This is a genomic window from Pseudomonas sp. L7, assembly GCF_046605565.1.
GTDB lineage: Bacteria > Pseudomonadota > Gammaproteobacteria > Pseudomonadales > Pseudomonadaceae > Aquipseudomonas > Aquipseudomonas wayambapalatensis.
Window position 1 is genome coordinate 2,146,906 of sequence record NZ_CP176784.1, and the last position, 14,220, is coordinate 2,161,125.

14 protein-coding genes, 1 tRNA gene and 1 pseudogene are annotated in these 14,220 nt (G+C 62.5%); 2 read left to right on the forward strand and 14 right to left on the reverse strand.

Annotation, left to right across the window (positions count from 1 at the left end):
* Position 1: 1 nt before the first annotated feature.
* The 7 genes from ACK3BK_RS09870 to ACK3BK_RS09900 all read right to left on the reverse strand — a co-directional run bounded on the left by ACK3BK_RS09870 (position 2) and on the right by ACK3BK_RS09900 (position 4,712).
* Positions 2-1,000 (reverse strand): glycosyl transferase family protein, encoded by a 999-nt coding sequence (locus tag ACK3BK_RS09870; RefSeq protein WP_186708651.1) that lies wholly within the window; start codon positions 998-1,000, stop codon positions 2-4.
* A gap of 8 nt (positions 1,001-1,008) precedes the next feature.
* Entirely contained in the window at positions 1,009-1,344 is a 336-nt protein-coding gene (locus ACK3BK_RS09875) for a TusE/DsrC/DsvC family sulfur relay protein (protein WP_186669824.1), read from the reverse strand.
* Complete coding sequence (tusB, locus tag ACK3BK_RS09880) at positions 1,341-1,637, reverse strand: sulfurtransferase complex subunit TusB (protein WP_186708653.1); 297 nt, start codon at positions 1,635-1,637, stop codon at positions 1,341-1,343. Before tusB ends, ACK3BK_RS09875 begins: the two co-directional genes overlap by 4 nt.
* Complete coding sequence (gene tusC, locus ACK3BK_RS09885; protein ID WP_186669822.1) at positions 1,637-1,996, reverse strand: sulfurtransferase complex subunit TusC; 360 nt, start codon at positions 1,994-1,996, stop codon at positions 1,637-1,639. Before tusC ends, tusB begins: the two co-directional genes overlap by 1 nt.
* Before the next feature lies 1 nt (position 1,997).
* Positions 1,998-2,390: a sulfurtransferase complex subunit TusD gene (gene tusD, locus ACK3BK_RS09890; protein ID WP_411384200.1), complete on the reverse strand. Its 393-nt coding sequence runs from the start codon at positions 2,388-2,390 to the stop codon at positions 1,998-2,000.
* An 86-nt stretch (positions 2,391-2,476) separates the two neighbouring features.
* Positions 2,477-3,856: a nucleobase:cation symporter-2 family protein gene (locus ACK3BK_RS09895; RefSeq protein ID WP_186669818.1), complete on the reverse strand. Its 1,380-nt coding sequence runs from the start codon at positions 3,854-3,856 to the stop codon at positions 2,477-2,479.
* Between the two features lie 184 nt (positions 3,857-4,040).
* On the reverse strand, positions 4,041-4,712 hold the full coding sequence (locus ACK3BK_RS09900) for a Bax inhibitor-1/YccA family protein (RefSeq protein ID WP_054892316.1): 672 nt from the start codon (positions 4,710-4,712) through the stop codon (positions 4,041-4,043).
* Positions 4,713-4,836: 124 nt separating this feature from the next.
* On the opposite strand from ACK3BK_RS09900, the gene ACK3BK_RS09905 reads away from it, so the two are divergent.
* Positions 4,837-4,924: transfer RNA gene (locus tag ACK3BK_RS09905), tRNA-Ser, on the forward strand.
* A gap of 101 nt (positions 4,925-5,025) precedes the next feature.
* Here ACK3BK_RS09905 and ACK3BK_RS09910 read toward each other — a convergent pair.
* From ACK3BK_RS09910 to ACK3BK_RS09940, 7 genes and pseudogenes are all read right to left on the reverse strand, one after another.
* Positions 5,026-6,188, reverse strand: a protein-coding gene (locus tag ACK3BK_RS09910; RefSeq protein WP_411384201.1) for an IS3 family transposase whose coding sequence is annotated in 2 segments (ribosomal slippage) — positions 5,026-5,933 and positions 5,933-6,188 — 1,164 coding nt in all. Because the reading frame shifts where the segments join, the coding sequence is not laid out codon by codon here.
* Positions 6,189-6,251: 63 nt separating this feature from the next.
* Positions 6,252-6,742: pseudogene (locus tag ACK3BK_RS09915) on the reverse strand (transposase); the annotation flags it as partial.
* Between the two features lie 145 nt (positions 6,743-6,887).
* Positions 6,888-8,111 carry an OprD family porin gene (locus ACK3BK_RS09920; protein ID WP_411384462.1) on the reverse strand — a complete coding sequence of 408 codons (1,224 nt, stop codon included), beginning with the start codon at positions 8,109-8,111 and terminating at the stop codon, positions 6,888-6,890.
* Between the two features lie 104 nt (positions 8,112-8,215).
* Complete coding sequence (locus ACK3BK_RS09925) at positions 8,216-9,598, reverse strand: tripartite tricarboxylate transporter permease (RefSeq protein WP_186669814.1); 1,383 nt, start codon at positions 9,596-9,598, stop codon at positions 8,216-8,218.
* Positions 9,598-10,095 (reverse strand): hypothetical protein, encoded by a 498-nt coding sequence (locus ACK3BK_RS09930; protein ID WP_411384202.1) that lies wholly within the window; start codon positions 10,093-10,095, stop codon positions 9,598-9,600. Before ACK3BK_RS09930 ends, ACK3BK_RS09925 begins: the two co-directional genes overlap by 1 nt.
* A gap of 53 nt (positions 10,096-10,148) precedes the next feature.
* On the reverse strand, positions 10,149-11,069 hold the full coding sequence (locus ACK3BK_RS09935) for a hydroxymethylglutaryl-CoA lyase (RefSeq protein WP_202885243.1): 921 nt from the start codon (positions 11,067-11,069) through the stop codon (positions 10,149-10,151).
* Positions 11,070-11,071: 2 nt separating this feature from the next.
* Entirely contained in the window at positions 11,072-12,358 is a 1,287-nt protein-coding gene (locus ACK3BK_RS09940; protein ID WP_186669808.1) for a hydroxymethylglutaryl-CoA reductase, degradative, read from the reverse strand.
* Positions 12,359-12,508: 150 nt separating this feature from the next.
* Between ACK3BK_RS09940 and ACK3BK_RS09945 the strand changes: the two genes are divergently transcribed.
* Complete coding sequence (locus tag ACK3BK_RS09945) at positions 12,509-13,900, forward strand: PLP-dependent aminotransferase family protein (RefSeq protein WP_411384203.1); 1,392 nt, start codon at positions 12,509-12,511, stop codon at positions 13,898-13,900.
* Positions 13,901-14,220 lie beyond the last annotated feature (320 nt).

Below are 14,220 nucleotides of genomic sequence, written 5' to 3' on the forward strand. Positions count from 1 at the left end.
GTTAGATGTTTCGGTTTGACCAGAACGTGCGCGCGGTGTCGAACGCCTGTTCGCGATCATGGCCCAGACCGCGCAGCGCCAGGGCCATGGTCGCGACGACCGCCAGCTCGCCATAGCTGTCCTGCGCCGCGCCGTGCCATACCGCCAACAGATGCTCGGGCTCAAGCTTTGCTGGCTTGACGTGGCGTTGTGCACTCAGCGCGGGCCATTCTTCGTCCCAGGCCTCGCTGCCGGTGGTGCCGTACAAGTGGCTGATGACATCCGGATTGACTTCGATCTCGCCGCCATCACCTTTGATCACCAGGGCGTGATCGCCGAGCAGGCGACTGGCCTCGCGGTGCACGGCCTGGTAGCCCGGGTGGAAGATGCTTTGCAGGCCGCAGCGCGCGCCGAGCGGGTTGAGTACGCGGGCCAGGGAGTGGATCGGCGAGCGCAGGCCCAGGGTGTTGCGCAGGTCGATCATCCGCTGCAATTGCGGCGCCCAGTCCTGCAACGGGAAGAAGGCCAGGCGCTGCTGGTCCAGGCTGTCGGCCACCGCCTGCCAGTCACGGCACAAGGGGATGTCCAACAGGGCGAGCAACTGTTCGGTGTACAGGCGCCCAGCCGTGTGGGCGCCGCCGCCGTGCATGAGAATGCGAATGCCGCTGTTGGCCAGGCACTTGGCAGCCAGCAGGTACCAGGGCAGGTGGCGCTTCTTGCCGGCGTAGCTTGGCCAGTCGAGATCCACAGCGATCGATGGGGCTTGCAGGTGGGTGCGCAGGGCCTCGGTGAAACCTGCCAGCTCCTCGGCACTTTCCTCCTTGTGCCGCAGCAGCATCAGAAAGGCGCCCAGTTGGGTGTCTTCGACCTTTCCTTCGAGCAGCAGTGTCATCGCTGCGCGCGCTTCCTCGCGGGTCAAGCCCCGTGCTCCGCGCTTGCCCTTGCCGAGAATGCGCACGAACTCGGCGAAGGGGTGTTCGGCCGGGGTTTCCAGGGTCAGGGGGCTCGGGCTGTCGGTCATCGGCTCGGTCATATGCAGTTGGTCGGCTTGGGCAGGCCCGCCAGCTTGGCGGCCAGTTTGGCGGGGGTGCCATTGAACAGACGGTTCAGGTGCGGGCTGTTGCCCTTGTCCGGGCCCAGCTTCAGGGCGGTGTACTTGATCAGCGGACGGGTCGCTGGCGAAAGCTGGTATTCGTCGTAGAACTGGCGCAGCAATTCGAGGACTTCCCAGTGGTCCGGGGTCAGTGCGATCGCTTCACGGGCGGCCAGGGCTTGGGCGACCTCATGGGACCAGTCCTGCAGGTCGACCAGGAAGCCGTCCTTGTCCAGGGCAATCGAGCGATTGCCGACAATCAGGTCGCTCATAGCCAGGTATTGACCTTGTCGTAGTGCAGCGAAAGCGCGACGAAGGCGGGATAGTCCACGGCCTTTGCCAACTCGCCGGGGATTGCGCGGGCCTGCAGGTCTTCTTCGAGGGCGAACAGGCGTTGCTCCAGGCCAGCAGCCTGCAATACACGGTAAGGCTCGCTGCCGGGCTTGAGGGCGTAGGTTGCATCGCCGCACAGCAGCAGCGCGTCCTGGTTGTCCAGCAAACGCAAGCAACTGGTCAAGCGGTTGTCGCCGAAGGGCGAATGGCTGATTACATGCAGGGTCGTCATCAGAGGGTCACCACCTGGTCGAAACGGGCGATCAGTGCGCGCAGTGCTGCATCGTCGAGGACCTGTACCGGCAGCTCTAGCGTGCTGCCGTCCAGTCCGCGTTGCTGGAGGCTGTGCGCGCAGGCGAACAGCTCCTCGACCCCGAACATCGGGAGCGCCTGCAGGTTGGCGGCAAGGTTCTTCTGCTGCAGCAGGGCCGGTTGCTGGCCGCTGGCGAGTTGGAAGACACCGTCATCGAGAAACAGCATGCCCAGCGGTAGGTCGAAGGCGCCACCGGCAAGCGCGATATCCAGCGCTTCGCGGGCGGATGGCCCATTCCAGGGTGCCTGGCGGCTGATGATCAACAAAGAGCTGGCCATTTCAATCGCCTCCGAAGCAGACCAGACGGTCTGCCACTTGCGCAGCTTCGTGCAGTTGCCCAAGACCAGACAGCTCCCACGGCTTGGGCAGGTTCACGGCAGGGCGCTGGTAGCGATTGGCTTCGGCCTCGTCGAGCACGCCCCGGCGCAATGCTGCGGCGATGCAGACCACCGCATCGAGTTGATGGTGGCTGACGAAGCTGCGCCATTGCGCCGCCACATCCTGTTCATCCTGAGGCGCGACGACGTTGGCCGAGGTGCTGTGCACCCCGTCCTGGTAGAAGAACAGTCGAGTAATCTCGTGTCCGCCGGCCAGGGCCGCCTCGGCGAAGCGCAGCGCGCGGCGCGAGGAGGGCGCATGGGCCGGAGAAAACACCGCGATGGCGAATTTCATGGAAGGCTCGTGTAAAGAAGTGCCGTCATGATAAAGCAAAAAGCCCGCACCTGTAGGCGCGGGCTTTTGTCTGCCTGCAAAGATGGTCAGGCGCGTTCCCGGCTCTCTGGCAGGAACCAGTTCAGCACCAGGGCACAGATACCGCCGGTGGCAACACCAGACTCCAGTACGTTACGCAGCGCCGCAGGCATGTGCGCCAGGAACTCCGGCACCTGCGCCACGCCCAGCCCCAGGGCCAGCGACACGGCGATGATCAGCAACGCCCGACGATCCAGGCGGGTGCTGGCCAGGATATTGATCCCTGATGCCGCCACCGCACCGAACATCACCATCGCCGCACCACCCAGTACAGGCTCCGGCACGGCCTGGATCACCCCGGCCACGCTCGGGAACAGCCCCAGCAATACCAGCATGAGCGCGATCCAGACACCGATATGACGGCTGGCGATCCCCGTCAGCTGGATCACCCCGTTGTTCTGCGCAAAGATCGAGCTGGGGAAGGTGTTGAACAGGCCCGCCAGCAGCGAGTTCGCCCCATTGACCAGCACCCCGCCCTTGATGCGTTGCATCCACACCGGCCCCTCGACCGGCTGACGCGACACTTTGCTGGTGGCTGTCACATCGCCGATGGCTTCCAGCGAGGTCACCAGGTAGATCACCAGCATCGGAATGAACAGCGCCCAGGAGAAGCCCAGGCCGAAGTGCAGCGGTACCGGCACCTGGAACAGCGCGGCCTCGTGCATGCCGGTGAAATCCAGACGCCCCAGGTAGCCCGCCAGCGCATAGCCCACCGCCAACGCGATGACGATGGCGCAGCTGCGCATCCACACCACCGGAATCCGGTTGAGGACCACGATGATCGCCAGCACCACGCCTGACAGCAACAGGTTCTCGCCATTGGCGAAGGTGCCGTTGCCCATGGCCGCAAAGCCGCCACCCATGCTGATCAGGCCAACTTTGATCAAGGTGAGGCCGATCATCAGCACCACGATGCCGGTCACCAGCGGGGTGATCAGGCGCTTGATGAATGGCAGGATGCGCGAAACGCCCATCTCCACGAACGAGCCGGCGATCACGACCCCAAAGATTGCCGCCATCACGCCTTCGACCGGCGTACCCTGCTTGACCATCAGCGCACCACCGGCAATCAGTGGTCCGACGAAGTTGAAGCTGGTGCCCTGGACAATCAGCAACCCTGCGCCGAATGGCCCGAAGCGCTTGCACTGGACGAAGGTTGCGATGCCCGAGATCACCAACGACATCGACACGATCAGGTTGGTGTCCCGCGGCGAAACGCCCAGCGCCTGGCAGATCAGCAGGCCAGGCGTGACGATTGGCACGATGATCGCCAGCAAGTGCTGCAGTGCCGCCAGCAGACCGATCAGTGGCCGCGGCTTGTCCTCGAGGCCAAGGACCAGTTCGTTGGCAGGCGCCGTCGCGCCCGGCTCGTGTTCGAGTGAACTCATGGGAAACCGCCCCGAAGAAAAAAGGAGCGCATTCTACGGGGCCCGACGGCGAAGGGGTAGAGGTACGTCTTGACTAGGCTGCTCTCTGCTTCTTCGTGGCGGGGAGGGGCGTGCACCCCAAAAGCATCCACGCACAAAAAAGCCCGCCGAAGCGGGCTTTCCTGAATCGTCCAATCGCTAACGATCAGTCGTCACGACCCATGATGCCGAACAGCTGCAGCAGGCTGACGAACAGGTTGTAGATCGATACATACAGGCTGATGGTCGCCATGATGTAGTTGCGCTCGCCGCCATGGATGATGGCGCTGGTCTGGAACAGGATGCAGACCGACGAGAACAGCACGAAGCCAGCACTGATCGCCAGTTGCAGGCCGCTGATCTGGAAGAAGAAGCTCGCGACCACGGCACCCAGCAACACGAAGAAGCCCGCGGTGATGAAGCCGCTGAGGAAGCTCATGTCGCGGCGGGTGATCAGCACGTAGGCCGACAGGCCACCGAAGACCAGTGCGGTCATGGCGAAGGCCGAGCTGACCACTTCAGCGCCACCGGCCATGCCGAGGTAGCGGTTGAGGATCGGGCCGAGGATGAAGCCCATGAAGCCGGTGAGGGCGAAGGTAGAGACCAGGCCCCAGACCGAGTCACGCAGCTTGGCGGTGAGGAAGAACAGCCCGTAGAAGCCGATCAGCACCACGAAGATGTTCGGGTAGCCGACGCGCATCTGTTGAGCGACGAAAGCCATCACGCCGCTGAAGGCAAGCGTGAGCGCCAGCAGGCTGTAAGTGTTACGCAGGACCTTGCTGACCTCCTGCTGCTCGACCTGCTGGCCGTGTTGTACGGCGTAATCCTGTTCGCGCATGGCGACACTCCTGTGGGTTTGAAACGTTCAGATGCAAAGATCATAACAGAGCCTCTGCAACGGGCGACAGAGAGAGTTTGACAGCGTGTTTCATTACGGTATGATTGCCGCCGCAAAGCAAGCTGGAAGCGTGGCCGAGTGGTTTAAGGCAACGGTCTTGAAAACCGTCGATGGGCAACTATCCTAGAGTTCGAATCTCTACGCTTCCGCCATATTCAAAGCCCTGATTATTCAGGGCTTTTTGCGTTATTAGGGTATTGAAAAATTTCCGAAGCGCTTCCGCCCCGTTAGTTGTTCGGCAGGTTTGTAGTGGTCAACTCATCCCGGACACGGTTTTGAGTTTTTCTTCAGCTTTCGCCGGAGCCAGTCCATCGTTGAACTGATGAGGTCGGATCCAGTTGTAGTGGCTCATCAGGTACTGGCCGATGTCTCGTTGAGCTTGTTGCCCGGTCAGGTAGCCCGTGGTCGGTATCCACTCTGATTTCAAACTGCGAAATACACGCTCCACCGGTGCATTATCCCAGCAGTTGCCTCGGCGGCTCATGCTCTGGCGAATGCGGTAGCGCCACAGTCTCTGGCGGAACTGACGGCTGCCATATTGCGATCCCTGGTCGGAGTGGAACAGTAATCCTTGAGGCTTTCCACGTTGTTCGTAAGCGACGTCCAGCGCTTTGACCACCAGGTCTGCATCCGGTTTTTCTGATAAGGCCCAGCCAACCATTCTGCGTGCATAGAGGTCCAAGACAACTGCCAGGTAGTGCCATTTTCCCTGTGCCCAGACGTAAGTGATGTCTCCACACCAGACCTGATTTGGCGCTTCGACATCAAATGCTCGGTTCAAGGTGTTCGGAATATCTGGCCGCTCCACTGTGGCCTTTTTGTACGCATGTGATCCTGGCTGCTTGCTGATCAACGCCAGCTCACGCATCAGACGGCGTACCTTGAACCGCCCGATTTGCTCACCCTCTTCTTGCATCATTGCCATGATGGTACGGCTGCCGGGCGCACTTCGATATCGCGTGAACAACTCACTCACTCGACTGCGCAACCGCAGTCGTTCAACGTCCGGAGTTCGCCTTCTGTGACGATGTGCGTAGTAACTTGAGCGAGTGACTTCGAACACTTCGCACAAACAATCAACGGGCTCATGGTCGCTGAGCTGGCGGATCAGCGCGTACGCTCGAGATCTTCCGACATCAAGAGCGCGGTAGCCTTTTTTAGTATCGATTTCTCACGTTCAAGGCGCGCGATCCGGGCTTCCAACTCTTGAATTTTTTGCTGCTCTGGCGTCAGCGCTTTGCTGGCCGGCGTAACGCCGCTGCGCTCCTGCTGAAGCTGATTAACCCATCGGCGCAGTGCTGATTCGACCAAGCCGAGCGAACGGCCCGCTTCGGCATGGCTGTAGCCTTGATCGAGCACCAGGCATGCAGCTTCGCGCTTGAACTCAGGGGTAAAAGTACGGCGTGGCTTGGTCATCGGACACCTCTCTGTGGCGAGCATTCTCGCCTAAATGGGTGTCCGGGGTTAGTAGACCACTACACGCAGGTCATCGTGAATTTTGCGGTAGCCGTACACACCTCCGCTTTCGAGCCAAGCATGTTTGATCAAGCTAAGCAGACGGCGATCTTCTTTTGCTCGGGCAGATTGAGGTTCAGCCAACCAAGCGTAGTAGCCGCTGGGATGCACCTTGAGGGTTTGGCAAAGGCGCCGCACCGGGTAATCTGTCGAGTGCGTCTTGATGAAGGCGTACTTCAGCCGCACTCCTTGGCAAAGTACGCGGCGGCGTTCTTTAAGATGTCTCGTTCTTCTGTCACCCGCTTGAGTTCAGCGCGCAGCTTACGCAGTTCAGCGTGCTGATCATCGTCTTGCTGACGCTGTTCTCGGGGCTTGCTGTAGACCTTGATCCAGGCGTAAAGGCTGTGCACGGACATGCCCAGGCGCTGGGCGACCTCGGCGACAGGTTTGCCTTTTTCGGTCACTTGCTTGACCGCTTCGATCTTGAATTCTTCGGGGTAACGCTGACGACTCATGGCACCTCCTATTTGGGCCTCATTATGAGGCTCGGAGGTGTCTAGGAAGCCAGGGGCGATTCAGAGCACTACAAACTGACGTGCGGATACGCAGCGAACCAGTGGCCTTGGTCGCTGCGTGGTTGCATGGAGGAGAGGACTTAGTTCAAAGGATAGACAGCGGATAACTCACAATCACCCGGTGTTCATCGAACTCATTGCTGCTGAAGTTCCGGCGCAAGGTGGAACTGCGCCACCTGACGGTCAGGTCTCGCAAGTTGCCGCTCTGGAGGGTATAGGCCAGTTCGCTTTCGCGGCCCCATTCCTTGCCATCGCGCACGTTGCCAATGTGCACATTGTCGCCGCTGATGTAGCGGGTCATGAACTGTAGCCCCGGTAGGCCATCGACTACGAAGTTATGGTCGTAGCGCACCTGCCAGGAGCGTTCGTGGGCGTTGTCGTAGCTGGAGTTATAGCTGTCGTTGGCCAGGCTGGTGCCGGCCGTGCCGTTGACCCGCATCCAGCCGGTATCGCCGCTCACTCGCTGCAGGCCGAGGTACAGGGTATGGCCACCGGTACGCGCCGAGAGCAGCAGCGAGGTGGTGCGGTTGTCCATCTTGCCTGACAGTGAGCGGCCGCTGTCCTCGCCGACGAAATAGCCGAGGTTGGCACCCAGCGTCCAGTTGCCGATGGCCTGGCTGTGGATCAGATTGTAGTACTGCTGGCGGTAGATGTCTTGCAGGTCCGTATGCCAGGCTGCGAGCTGGGTGGCCTTATCGTTGAACAGGTACTCGGCGCCCAGGATATCCAGGCGGTCCGATGTGGCGCTGGGTCGGCCGGACATGAACAGGTCGTCCATGCTGGCGTCGTTGCGCGGGCTATTGCCGCGAAAGCGTGCGCCGTAAAGCGTGAGGTTGTCGATTTCACGCGAGGTGAGCTGGGCGCCCTGGAAGGTCTGGGGCAGCGAGCGGCCGTCGTCTGAGCGCAGCACCGGCAGCATCGGCGACCACTCGCCAATCTTCAGCTCGGTGGCCGAAACGCGTGCCTTCAGTGCAACGCCGAGGCGGCCGAAGTCATCCGCCGGGCGGCCGTCATCGTGCACCGGCAGCAACTGGGTACCGGCAGTGCCGCGACCGCCGTCGAGCTTTACCGAATACAGCCCCAGCACATCCACGCCAAAGCCGACCACGCCCTGGGTAAAGCCGGAGCGGGCGTCGAGGATGAAGCTTTGCGTCCATTCTTCGGCCATGCCTTGGGTGTGGGCCGGGTCGACGAAATTACGGTTGATGTAGAAGTTGCGCAGGGTCAGGCCGACGTTGGCATCTTCGCTGAAGCCTTCGGCCAGGGCGCTGCCGGCACTGAGCAACAGGCAGGCGCCAGCCGCCATCATGCGGCAAGGGGGGCAAAGGATATTCATTGTTGTTGTTCCTTTATTGCAGGCGAATGAAACCACGCAGCCCCTGTGGCTGCGTGGTGGAGCAGGAGAAGGTCAGGTCAGACGAACAGGGCGACGATGGCCGGCACGCTGAGCACGGCCGTGTAGTAGCCCATGAACTGCACGCCGATGTTGAAGCCGATAAAGCGGTACAGGAAGCCACCCAGCAGACCGACCGTGAGTATCACCAGCAGTCCCAGCAAGCCGCCTTCCCACAGGCCGATCACCAAAATCAGGCCGACGAAGGTGGCGATCACCGCCTCGTGGCTGATGCGCCGCGAAACAAACGAGGCGGCGCGGTGGGCGAAATTCATCGAGAATGGGTAAGCGATCAGAATGGCGATCACCACTGCGAGCATGCCGAAAGCAAGGAACTCGCCGGCGCTGAGCAGGTTGTGCAGATTGTTCACCTGGCCGCTGGCGGCATCCACGGTAAAGCGTGGCGGGGCGTTGAACAGCGGCGCGGCCGGGCCGGCAGCCACGGGGCTGAGCGGCAGGCCGAAGGCGATCAGCGGGATCAATGCCTCGGCAATGTAGGTGGACTCGGTGACCCCGTTGCGCACGCTGATCACCGAGGTAAGGCGATGATAGGCGTGCTTGATGCGCGAACCGACTACTTCACCGAGGATCACCGTCATTGCCACCGGGCTGAATACGAAGGTGGCGCTCGACACGGTAGCGGTGGCCAGGGTCCAGCCGGCCTGGCGGCGGTCCAGCACCTTCAGCGGGTTGGGGAACCAGCCGCCCCAGCTCTTGACGTCTGGCGACAGGGCAAAGGTGCGCGGCACACTGCGCTTTATCCGAGCCCGCTCTGCCGGGGCGAGCATGGCGAACAGGGCGGCGATCAGCGGGCCGATAGCGATGCCCAGGAAGTAGCTGACACTGAGCTTGACGCCGTGTTGGGTGGTCAGGGTCTGCAAAGCAATGATCACCAGCACGAACGGCAGCAGCGCCAGCACCGAGGCCCAGCGGCCGGCCGAGAAGTAGGCAATGATGGTGGCGGCTGCGAGGAATACCCAAGGCGCGGCCTGCTTGATCGCATCGCCGAACGGCGCCAGCAGTACGGCGAACAGAACCGCCAGCGGTAGGGCCACCAGGGCGGCGATGACCGCGCCGGAGATCATCTTGCGCAGGGCAATATGCGGCACGCCAAGGTTGCGCAGGAAGTTGGCCTCGCGCATCAGTGGCGTGGCCATGGTGTCGCCGGGGATGCCGAGCAACGCTGTGGGCACCGCATGGGTCATGTGCTTGGCCACCGCGCCGGCAAGGAAGAAGGTGAACACCCCGGCAGCGGGCACACCCAGCAGCACCACCAGCAAGGTCAGCGGTGCCAGCGTGGTGGTTTCGTCGCTGCCGGAAATCAGGCCGATGGCCGAGAACACCACAGCGCCGATTACCCCCATCAGTACGGCGATCAGTACCTGGTCGAACAAGGCGTCCATCAGGCGGTCCCTCGCTTCAGGGTTGCAGTGCTTGAGCAGGCCACGGCTGGGCTGGCAGGTTCGGCTTCGGCGAACAAGCGCTCCAGGCCCAGTTCGCGCAGCTCGTTGCGCACTTCTTGCGGCAGATCGCTGAGCTGGCCGATACCGCCGTATTCATCTCGCAGTTCTTCAATCACCTGCTGGCGCCAGGCCGGGTCGGCGACGTGTTCGACCACATGGCGCTTGGGTTTGAACAGGCAGGCACTGACCCCGCCACCCAACAGCGAGCCGAGAATGCCCAGCAGCATGGCGTAGGCACGGGCCATCTGGCTGGACTGGACCCCGCCGGTCAGCAGGTGCTCGGCGAGAAAGAACGTGCCCAGGCTGCAGGCGGCGCCGATGGCGATGGCGGCGATCAGGTGGCGGCTGTCCACGGTGTCGCCCCACACTTCATAGAGGTTGTCGTAAGCCTGGTTCACCTCCGGTGCGCGGGGGTGCAGGCGGCATTCAAGGGTCATTGGCATTCTCCTGCCTTTGCGGGCACGTTGTTATTATTCGGGTGCTACAAGTACTACAGGTGTTGTTCGCCGGCGCTCCTTGCCGCCATTGCAAGGCCGGCGCGGGAGCGGTTGGCGATGCCCAGTTCGGCACTGATACGCACGCCAACCCGGGCCACCGCCTGCAGGTCGACACCTGTGCTGTAGCCCAGGCCGTGCAATAGGTACAGCAGCTCTTCGGTGGCCACGTTGCCGCTAGCACCGGGCGAGTAGGGGCAGCCGCCAAGGCCGGCAACCGAGCTGTCGAAGGTGCGTACACCTTGCGCTAGTGCGGCGTGGACATTGGCGATGGCCATGCCCCAGGTATCGTGAAAGTGGCCGGCCAGCGCGGTCACCGGCACTTGCCGGGCGCAGTGTTCGATCAGTTGCGCGGTCGCGTCCGGTCTGCCGGCGCCGATGGTGTCACCCAGACTGATTTCGTAGCAGCCCAGTTCATACAAGCGGCGTGCGACCGCCGCCACGACCTCTGGCGCCACCGCGCCACTGAATGGGCAACCGAGCACGCAGGATACATAACCGCGCACGCGGACAGAGGCTTGTTTGGCGGCTTGCAATACCGGGGCGAAGCGCTCGAAGCTTTCATCGATGGAGCAATTGATGTTATTGCGCGAAAACGCCTCGGAGGCGGCCGCGAACACCGCCACCTCGCGGCAGCCGGCCCGCTGCGCGGCCTGGAAGCCTTGCAGGTTGGGGACCAGGGCTGTGTAGTTGACCTCATCGTCGGCGGGCAACTGGCGCAACACCTCGTCGCTGCCGGCCATTTGTGGCACCCAGCGCGGCGACACGAAGGCACCGGCCTCGATATGCTGCAGGCCGCTGGCCGCCAGCGCGTCGATCAGCGCCACGCGCGTGGCCACCGACAACCGCTGGCGCTCGTTCTGCAGGCCGTCACGCGGGCCGACTTCAAACACTTTTACCGCTTGCGCCGGAGCCATGGTCATTGGCCGCGCTTTTGTTTCAGCAGCGCAACGGCACGGTCGGCACGGACATCGTGATTTTCTACCAGTTGCCGGACAACCCAATCCACTTCATCACCGCGGGCACCCGCCAACACCGCGATATTGCGCGCGTGCAGGGCCATGTGCCCGCGCTGGATACCTTCTGTGGCCAGGGCGCGCATGGCCCCAAGGTTCTGCGCCAAGCCTACGGCCACGGCAATCTCCGCCAGCTGCTGGGCGGTGCTGACTTGCAGGATGCGCAGCGACAGTTGTGCCAATGGGTGAGTCTTGGTCGCACCACCGACCAGACCGACCGGCATCGGCATTTCCAGGGTGCCGACCAGGTGGCCGTTGCTGTCCTTTTCCCAAGTGGTCAGCGAACCGTAGCGGCCGCTGCGGCAGGCAAACGCGTGGGCGCCGGCTTCCACAGCACGCCAGTCGTTGCCCGTAGCGACGATCAGCGGGTCGATGCCGTTCATGATGCCCTTGTTGTGGGTGGCCGCGCGATACGGGTCGATGGCCGCGAGGGCGTAGGCGTCGAGGATGCCTTCGATTACCGCCTCGCCACTGAAATCGTCGGTCTTCAGCTGCTGCGGGGTGATTCGCACCTGGGCCCGGGCCAGGCGCAGGTCGGCCAGGTTGGACAGAATACGCAGGCGTACCTGGCCACCGGTAATAGCCTCCATCAACGGCGCCACGGCTTCGGCCATGGTGTTGACGGTGTTGGCGCCCATGGCGTCGCACACATCGACGATCAGGTGCGCGACCAGCATCGGGCCGCGTGGCGATTCGGCGAAGGTGTGCACTTCGAGGTCGCGGCAGCCGCCGCCCAGGCTGTTGAGCAACTGGTCCTTGCGGTTGGCCAGCTCGATGATTTCGCCCTTGCGGCGTAGCAGGCTCAGGCGCGCATTGAGCGGGTCGTGGACGCCGACAATCTGTACCTGGGCACGCATCAGCGGGGCGCTGCTGGAGGTAACGAAGCCGCCATTGGCGCGGGCCAGCTTGGCCATGTACGAGGCTGCAGCGACAATCGAGGGCTCTTCGACCACCAGCGGCACCAGCACATCACAGCCGTTGACTTGGAAATTGCTGGCCACGGCATAGGGCAGCTCGAAGGTGCCGATGACATTTTCGATCATGCCGTTGGCGATGTCTATCGGCAGGGCACCGGCGTTGGCCAGCAGGTTGACGTCGTCGGGGTTCAGACCGAGCAACTGGCCAATGTGGTCCAGACGTGCGGCGGGGGATAGGTTACGGAAGGCGGGCAGGCGGGAATCGAGGCTCATGAAGGCTCCGTTGGTGTCATTGTTATTGGGCGGCGCCTTGAGCGCGGCGCTGGCGTGGTGCTTAATGTGCAACCACTGTGCCCTTTGTTGAAGGTACAGTTTTGCCCAACAGTACCCAGTCTGTACCCAATGCAGCCAAGGAACCCGCCGATGACCCGTGTCACCCTTGCCCAACAGGTTGCCGATGCGGTCGAGCAGCAGATCCGCAGCGGCGTGCTCAAGGTTGGCGACCGCCTGCCATCGCTACGTGAATACGTGCGCTTGCACGGGCATTCGAAGAACACGGTGATCACCGCCTACGAGATCCTTGCATCCAAGGGGCTGGTGGAGGCGCGCCACGGCCAGGGCTTTTTCGTTGAGGCACAGGCACAGGCTGCCGAAGTGGATGAAACGCGGCCCTATACCCGGGCCATGGACACCATCTGGATGATGCGTCAGCAGTTTGTTCGCGAGCCCGGGTTGGCGCCGCTGGGCGAGGGCTTTGCGCCAGTGGCCTGGCTGCAGGACATGCGCCTCGACAAATTTACCCGGCAGGCGATGCGCAGCGGCGCCGGCAACCTGTTCCGCTATGGCAACCGGCTGGGTAACCCGGGGCTGCGCCAGAGCCTGGTGCGCAAGCTGGCCAGCTACGCCATCAATGCCACGCCCCGGCAGATTGTGACTACCCACGGCTCCAACCATGCGCTGGACCTGATCATCCGCCGCTTCGTGGTGCCGGGAGATGCAGTGTTGGTGGAAAACCCGGGTTACTACCCGCTGTTCGGTAAGTTGCAGTTGCATGGCGCACGGTTGCTTAGCGTGCCGCGCCTGGCGGACGGCCCGGACATGGACGTATTGGAAGCTATGCTGCGTGTCGAACGGCCCAAGCTGTTCTTCATCCAGTCGGTGTGTCACAACCCCACCGGCTCGGATATCTCCCCGGCCAAGGCCCACCGTCTGCTGCAACTGGCCGAGCGGAACAACCTGCTGCTGGTCGAGGACGATGCGCTGGCCGACTTCAAGCCCAGCTCGGCGCTGAAGGTGGCGGCGCTCGACCAGCTGCGCCGCTCGCTATACATCGGCAGCTTCTCCAAGTCGGTGTCGGCGGCCTTGCGCGTGGGCTATATCGCCGGCAGCAAGGAGGCCATCGACGAGCTGGCTGACCTGCAGATGATGCTGCACACCAGTTGCTCTGAACTGTGCGAGCGCACGGCGGATGTGATCCTCAGCGAAGGGCACTTCCTGCGCCACCTGATGCGCCTGCAGGACCGGGTGCGGGAGGCCACCGCAGGCGGGTTGCGGGTGCTGGATGAGCTCGGCGCCGAGGTGTTCTGCCGGCCGGAACAGAGCTTGTACTTGTGGGCGCGTTTTCCGGGTATCGATGATACCGCCGTGTTGACCCGTGAAGTGCAGGGCAGGGGCGTGATGCTGGCGCCGGGGGCGATTTTCCAGACCAACCAGAAAGCCGTGACCGCGTGGACCCGGTTGAATGTGGCCTATCTTCAGGAGGCGGTATTCATTCAGTGTTTGCGAGAGACGATAAGCGTCCGGGTAGGAGATTAGCGTCGCAGGAGCTTTGTCCGTGCTGGGGAAGTCCTACCGTGGCCAATCCGCTTGTTTACCGTCAAGAATGAGTTCAGTGTCAAGGCTATCCCTAATTCAGGGATACACTTCGAATGAATGCCGCTGCTCAGCATCTGGCTGGCGACCGCGTGCCGGCAGGTTTTGGTCCGCGCTGGTGCACGCCTGTTTTTTCCAGGTGCGTGATCCACCATCCGTGTCGCAGCTCGTCCGATGCGCGCTACGGCTCGTTTGTGGCGGTGTTGTGGAAGACGAACCGCACGCGCTGTTCGCGCACAGTCCGATTGTCTCGATCGATAACC

Coding starts and splice junctions, on each gene's coding strand:
- ACK3BK_RS09945 (WP_411384203.1), top strand. CDS start 12,509: ATGACCCGTGTCACCCTTGCCCAACAGGTTGCCGATGCGGTCGAGCAG.
- ACK3BK_RS09875 (WP_186669824.1), bottom strand. CDS start 1,344: ATGAGCGACCTGATTGTCGGCAATCGCTCGATTGCCCTGGACAAGGAC.
- tusB (WP_186708653.1), bottom strand. CDS start 1,637: ATGACGACCCTGCATGTAATCAGCCATTCGCCCTTCGGCGACAACCGC.
- ACK3BK_RS09935 (WP_202885243.1), bottom strand. CDS start 11,069: ATGGCTCCGGCGCAAGCGGTAAAAGTGTTTGAAGTCGGCCCGCGTGAC.
- ACK3BK_RS09925 (WP_186669814.1), bottom strand. CDS start 9,598: ATGGACGCCTTGTTCGACCAGGTACTGATCGCCGTACTGATGGGGGTA.
- ACK3BK_RS09930 (WP_411384202.1), bottom strand. CDS start 10,095: ATGACCCTTGAATGCCGCCTGCACCCCCGCGCACCGGAGGTGAACCAG.
- ACK3BK_RS09870 (WP_186708651.1), bottom strand. CDS start 1,000: ATGACCGACAGCCCGAGCCCCCTGACCCTGGAAACCCCGGCCGAACAC.
- tusC (WP_186669822.1), bottom strand. CDS start 1,996: ATGGCCAGCTCTTTGTTGATCATCAGCCGCCAGGCACCCTGGAATGGG.
- ACK3BK_RS09900 (WP_054892316.1), bottom strand. CDS start 4,712: ATGCGCGAACAGGATTACGCCGTACAACACGGCCAGCAGGTCGAGCAG.
- ACK3BK_RS09895 (WP_186669818.1), bottom strand. CDS start 3,856: ATGAGTTCACTCGAACACGAGCCGGGCGCGACGGCGCCTGCCAACGAA.
- tusD (WP_411384200.1), bottom strand. CDS start 2,390: ATGAAATTCGCCATCGCGGTGTTTTCTCCGGCCCATGCGCCCTCCTCG.
- ACK3BK_RS09940 (WP_186669808.1), bottom strand. CDS start 12,358: ATGAGCCTCGATTCCCGCCTGCCCGCCTTCCGTAACCTATCCCCCGCC.
- ACK3BK_RS09920 (WP_411384462.1), bottom strand. CDS start 8,111: ATGATGGCGGCTGGCGCCTGCCTGTTGCTCAGTGCCGGCAGCGCCCTG.